Source organism: Zooshikella ganghwensis DSM 15267 (genome assembly GCF_000428585.1).
GTDB classification, from domain to species: domain Bacteria; phylum Pseudomonadota; class Gammaproteobacteria; order Pseudomonadales; family Zooshikellaceae; genus Zooshikella; species Zooshikella ganghwensis.
In genome coordinates, this window is sequence record NZ_AUAF01000220.1 from 1 (window position 1) to 5,141 (window position 5,141).

General features: G+C 38.7%; 6 protein-coding genes. 2 read left to right on the top strand and 4 right to left on the bottom strand.

What is annotated here, in order from left to right:
* Positions 1 to 541: ISAs1 family transposase (locus tag F607_RS0124365; protein WP_027710132.1), on the top strand; the 541-nt coding region annotated here is incomplete at its 5' end.
* A gap of 2 nt (positions 542 to 543) precedes the next feature.
* Here the strand turns inward: F607_RS0124365 and F607_RS31605 are convergent.
* Both F607_RS31605 and F607_RS0124375 read right to left on the bottom strand, forming a co-directional pair.
* Positions 544 to 855 (bottom strand): NADPH-dependent FMN reductase, encoded by a 312-nt coding sequence (locus F607_RS31605; protein ID WP_084611403.1) that lies wholly within the window; start codon positions 853 to 855, stop codon positions 544 to 546.
* 90 nt (positions 856 to 945) lie between these two features.
* Positions 946 to 1,362, bottom strand: a complete 417-nt coding sequence (locus tag F607_RS0124375; RefSeq protein ID WP_027710133.1) for a VOC family protein — start codon at positions 1,360 to 1,362, stop codon at positions 946 to 948.
* A 191-nt stretch (positions 1,363 to 1,553) separates the two neighbouring features.
* Here F607_RS0124375 and soxR point away from each other — a divergent pair, with 191 nt between their 5' ends.
* Positions 1,554 to 1,994, top strand: coding sequence for a redox-sensitive transcriptional activator SoxR (gene soxR / locus F607_RS0124380; protein ID WP_027710134.1), 441 nt, complete (start codon positions 1,554 to 1,556; stop codon positions 1,992 to 1,994).
* Positions 1,995 to 2,078: 84 nt separating this feature from the next.
* Here the strand turns inward: soxR and F607_RS0124385 are convergent, their stop codons facing one another.
* Together F607_RS0124385 and gltS are read right to left on the bottom strand one after the other, a co-directional pair.
* Positions 2,079 to 2,834 (bottom strand): substrate-binding periplasmic protein, encoded by a 756-nt coding sequence (locus F607_RS0124385; RefSeq protein WP_084611404.1) that lies wholly within the window; start codon positions 2,832 to 2,834, stop codon positions 2,079 to 2,081.
* Positions 2,835 to 3,229: 395 nt separating this feature from the next.
* Entirely contained in the window at positions 3,230 to 4,453 is a 1,224-nt protein-coding gene (gene gltS / locus F607_RS0124390; RefSeq protein WP_027710136.1) for a sodium/glutamate symporter, read from the bottom strand.
* Positions 4,454 to 5,141 lie beyond the last annotated feature (688 nt).

A 5,141-nucleotide genomic window follows, 5' to 3' on the forward strand; every position in this document is an offset into this window, starting at 1 on the left:
AGTTAAAAATAACCAGCCTCGTCTCTATTCAGCTATTCATGAATTACTTCATTCCAAGAAAGCCAAATCATATCAGCGCCCTGTTATTGATTTCTATTCTTCTGAAAAAGAGCAGCATGGTCGACACGAAATACGACGTTGTTGGGTTTATAATGCAGCGGCTAAATTACCGATAGCCACAGAGTGGATGGATTTAGCTGCTGTCATTAGAATTGAAACAGAACGAACACTACAAGGAAAAAAGACGCGAGAGCAGCGTTATTATATTTCCAGCCAGTCATTGCCAGCAAAAGAGGTTAGTGAAATGATCCAACATCACTGGCAAATTGAAAACAGCTTGCACTGGAGTTTGGATGTTGCATTCAGAGAAGATGATAGTCGAATTCGTAAAGGACATTCAGCTGAAAATATGTCTAGAATTAGGCAGATAGCACTTAATATTCTTAAGCAAGATAATACTTATAAAATTGGAATAAAAAATAAGAGACTCTCTGCTGGTTGGGATCATGAATATTTAATGAAGCTAATTTGTTCAGTGTAAATTTATATGCGATTGCCCTGATTAATACGAGAGGTCCAGTCATACAAGTTTTTGAAAGCCGCTGTATAAGTGCCATTGTGTTCTGCAAAAGAGACAATGATTGCATCTGCTTCAGAAAGTTTATTGAAAAATGCTTGGGCGGCTTCGGGAGTGCCTAGCTGTTTTTCTCTTTCTTCACTGAATATTGGCATTTCGTAGTCATTAATATCCAGTGTTTCAATTAACGCATTATCGGCCTGTCTGGCGGTATACAAAGCTAATAGTCGATTAATCGAGTTTTTACTATTACTTGCTGCAAATGCTAAAATTTTCATAGTCTCACCTTTTTTTCAGCTATTGTAAATGGTGCATACATAAAGTTGTTATGAGTTTTGCGATGTGAAGTTATGTATGCACTACCTGTATTATGTTGTAAGATTTCTTTGTTCTGGAGTATCGCTAAGGTATTCAACAAACTCCACCTCGTATCCTGCTGGGTCGATGAAATACACATTTTTTCGATAAGGCTCTGTAGCGCCATCTTTAGCGATTTCAAAACCAGCTTTTTTAAGTCGAGAGATGGTAGCTTCAATATTATTGGTGACATAAGCAAAGTGGGCGAGTCCGACTTGATGACCTTCTAAGTCCCTGTTTTTTCCTTCACCATGATCACTAAATGCTATGTAGTGATAATCATCACCAAAATGCAGCCAATTGCGAGGCTTTCCATACCATTCGCTACTACCTTCGGTACGAACTTTCCAGTGAGGAAAGGCTGCTTGGTAAAAAGTTAATACCTTAGGAATATCGGATACAACCAGATTTACATGCTCAAGATACATATTAGGTTCTCCTTATAGTAAATAAAACGTACTGCCGGTGTATTGCTTGGTTCGATAGTCCTTACTATCAGAACTAGACAGAACGCTCTTTGAAATTGCTATCACGGTTTGTGTAGACTAAGAATAAAACCTCAAGTTAACTTGAGGTAAAGTGTTTTTTTTACTATTCTTCAAAAAATTTCGGAGGTGTCATGGAACAAGCTACTTGGGGTGTTGGGGAAGTTGCTAAACGCTGTGGGATCAAGGTCAGCACCTTACATTTTTATGAAGAAAAGGGATTAATTCGTAGTTGGCGTAATACAGGGAATCAAAGACGTTACAAGCGTGATGTTTTGCGTAGAATCTCTGTGATAAAAGCAGCTCAGAAAATGGGGATTAGTTTAGCGGAAATTAAGAAGGCATTTGCTTCTTTACCAGATAATCGAACGCCCACAATAGAAGATTGGCAGCTATTATCAAGTCGTTGGCGGGATGATATCAATGCTCGCATTGCCTACCTTGAACGGTTACGAGACTCATTAAGCAGCTGTATTGGCTGTGGGTGTTTATCGATGGATAAATGCCCAATCTATAATGAAGAAGACAAATTGGCTTCAGAAGGTCCTGGACCTGTGATATTGGATAGGAAATAGGATCATAGTTCAAAAGAGGGTTAGAGATGTGGCCATATATAACTGTGATTGTATGTATATTCAACGAAGCAGTAATGCAGTAAGCTATTTTTCCCACTTTTTTAATATGTTGTTTAAGCTACCATTCGATCGAATTTTATCTATTGCATTAGAAATTTTTGAGCTGAGTTCAGTCGGGAAATTCAAATTGGCTGCAATATATATTTGCTTTGTTTCTCCAATAGGGATAAAGCTGAGGTCGTCTGTAGTATAGCCAGATTTTTTCCAATTATAAATATCTACATACTGAGATTCAGCTATGGCATCAACTCTATTAAACCTTAATAATCTTGAATTAGTAAATGCATTTTTAACATAAACGATATTCTTAAAGCCAAGCTGTTTTAAAAGTGGAATATGAGCTGAGGCAGCAATGATTCCGATTGGTTTGTCGAATAGTTGATCTAATGTGACTTTTTTAGAAGCTTTATATAATGAGATTCTAGTTTGGTAAGTAAAGAGCATAGCAATCCAGGTATAATGTTGCTCTCGTTCTTTAGTTCGAGTAAAGGGAATTATTGCGATTGGTTTATTGTTTGCCTTATGAATGAGATGCTGTGCTCTTTTCCAGGGTAAGCCTAGTTGATAGTTGAATTTAGGTGCACCGTGTTTGGTTGCCTCTTCTAATATCTCAAAAGCCATTCCACTATTTTTATATGGAGTAGTTTCGCTGCTCTCGTCGAATTTGAGTCCATTAAAGGGCATTGACTCATTACCTACAACGGTCACTTCAATAGCACATGAAATTGAACTAATAAGAACTAATTTTAATAAAAAAATGACATTGAAATATCTCTTCATTAGTCGAGTATTAGCTAGGGTTAATATATTGTGGTTATAATAGAATAAAAAAAAATCATGCCTTAGTTTACCAAAAATTTGAAGTACTTATGTATGAAGTTTGTGTAACCCTGTAAAACATGCCTTTTGAATGATTATTTAAGCGCAATTGTTGTTTGTTAGATTCTTTAGTTATGTCAAGCTTTTCTTAGAGGTCTCCTCATATTGACTAATAAAAATTCACAGTTGTGTGGATGTTAAAAATAACACAACGGAGTAATGCCAAATATTTTTATAGAATAATGAGTAAACACGTTAACAATGCTGTATTCAAACACACAATCAGCGCTTTCATTAACGTGGAAGCAAGTCCTCATACCTCCTGGATTATGAGTACTGATTTTTTCAATATTAAATTAGCCATGGGTAAGAAAAAATGGAATCATTAATGCGTTAACCAGGTCGATAAAAAATGCACATACCAGAGGCACAATAATGAAAGCTAAGTGTGAGGCGCCGTAACGTTGAGAAACTGCTGACATATTAGCCATAGCTGTAGGTGTGGATCCAAGAGATATGCCACCAAAACCTGCACAGACTACAGCCGCATCGTAATTTTTGCCCATTGCAGGGAAGAGGACAAAAATAGCAATGCAGAGTGCGACCAGAAATTGCGTACTTAAAATAGCGAAAATGGGGGCAGCTAAATCAACTAATGTCCAAAGTTGCATGCTCATTAAAGACATGGCTAGAAAAGTACCTAGGGCGACGTCAGCAATCAAAGCAATAGCAGGTTTTCGTGATGGCCACTTGGTTCCACTAAAGCGGGGAAAGTTCTTGGGTATCAAGTTTGTTATTAGAATACCTGCAAATAAACAGGAAACGAACAGTGGGAGCTGCAGCCCAAGAGACTCAATGCCTTCATTTAAAATTAGCCCCAATATAATGCAAATATGGATAGCGAGGATTCCGTCCAGTAGGTCTAAGTGGTCTATCCCTCCCATCTTCTTGCTTTCAGGCAGACCGACATCCATAGGGTCAGTTTGAGTCGGTGATAACTTGTGCCATGTGATTAAGAGCTTTGCAATGGGGCCACCCATGATGCTGGCGAGAATAAGACCAAAGGTTGCGCAGGCTATGCCGATCTCCATCGCGTTGGATATACCGTATTCACTGGCAATACGAGGAGCCCAGGCGATAGCTGTACCATGGCCACCGGTCAGGGAAACACTACCCCCTAGCAAGCCAACTGGGGTTGATAGCCCAAATAATGAGGCGATGGTAATGCCTGTTAGATTTTGAATGGCCATGTAGCCAATAGTAATCACTAGAAGAACGACAAGTGGCTTACCCCCAGATAGTAAGTCTTTGAGGCTTGCGTTTATGCCTATGGTTGTGAAGAAATAGACTAAAAGAAAATCTCGGGCAACCATGTCAAAGCTGATCTCAATGCTCGTGGATAGGTAGATTAAGGTTATCAATATGGAGAAAAGCAATCCTCCTGTGACGGGTTCAGGAATACTAAATTCTCGCAAAAAACTAACAACATCATTGATCCTTTTACCTATAAAAAGTACTACAATACCTAAAGTGACAGCAAAAAAAGATGTAAGATGCAAGGTACCATTATTAAATTCCATTTTATTTTAGTCCATTTATGTTTAACTATGAGAAGAATATACCCTCAGTGAAGGATTATTAGGGGAAGGTGTCAAGCAGTTTAGCTGTAGGATACTATATTAATTGAGATAGTAGTGATATGAAGTCGAGAGTTGTAGCATAAACTATATTACTTAATTTCATGTTTTTTAAAGAGTCCAATAAACCTTGCAATTTTTTGCACTCATAAATGTTTCTTTGGCAGTGCTGACTTTTTTTTCTCCAGACATAAATTTATGTAAACTATCATATTGTGTACGCCCGGCATGGGCATTGAATTTATGGGGTGAAAGTCCCCTGTAGGAAGATCACCTTTAAATCAATCTTAAACGATTAAAGGCTAACTACTAGTGAATGGCAAGGGCCAATCCGTAAGGAATGGTCTGGAGGAAGCCGCTAACAACGTTGCGAGCTGATGAACAAGAACATCATATGAGGCGTAGGCTGGAGGCGAGATGGCACAAGACATCAAAGCCATGTGATCTAACGGCCACCGTAAATGATGCAGTTGTGCAACGAAGGTTCATGCTCTTATCCGGGGAGATCCAACATTCCTGCGTCCTTCGCTTCGCTGCGGAAAATACCAGATAAGAGGCTGGTTAATCAACTCTTGGCGCACCATTCGCTGCAAATGATGCGAGCAAAAACAGCAGCACCCACAGCTAAGCC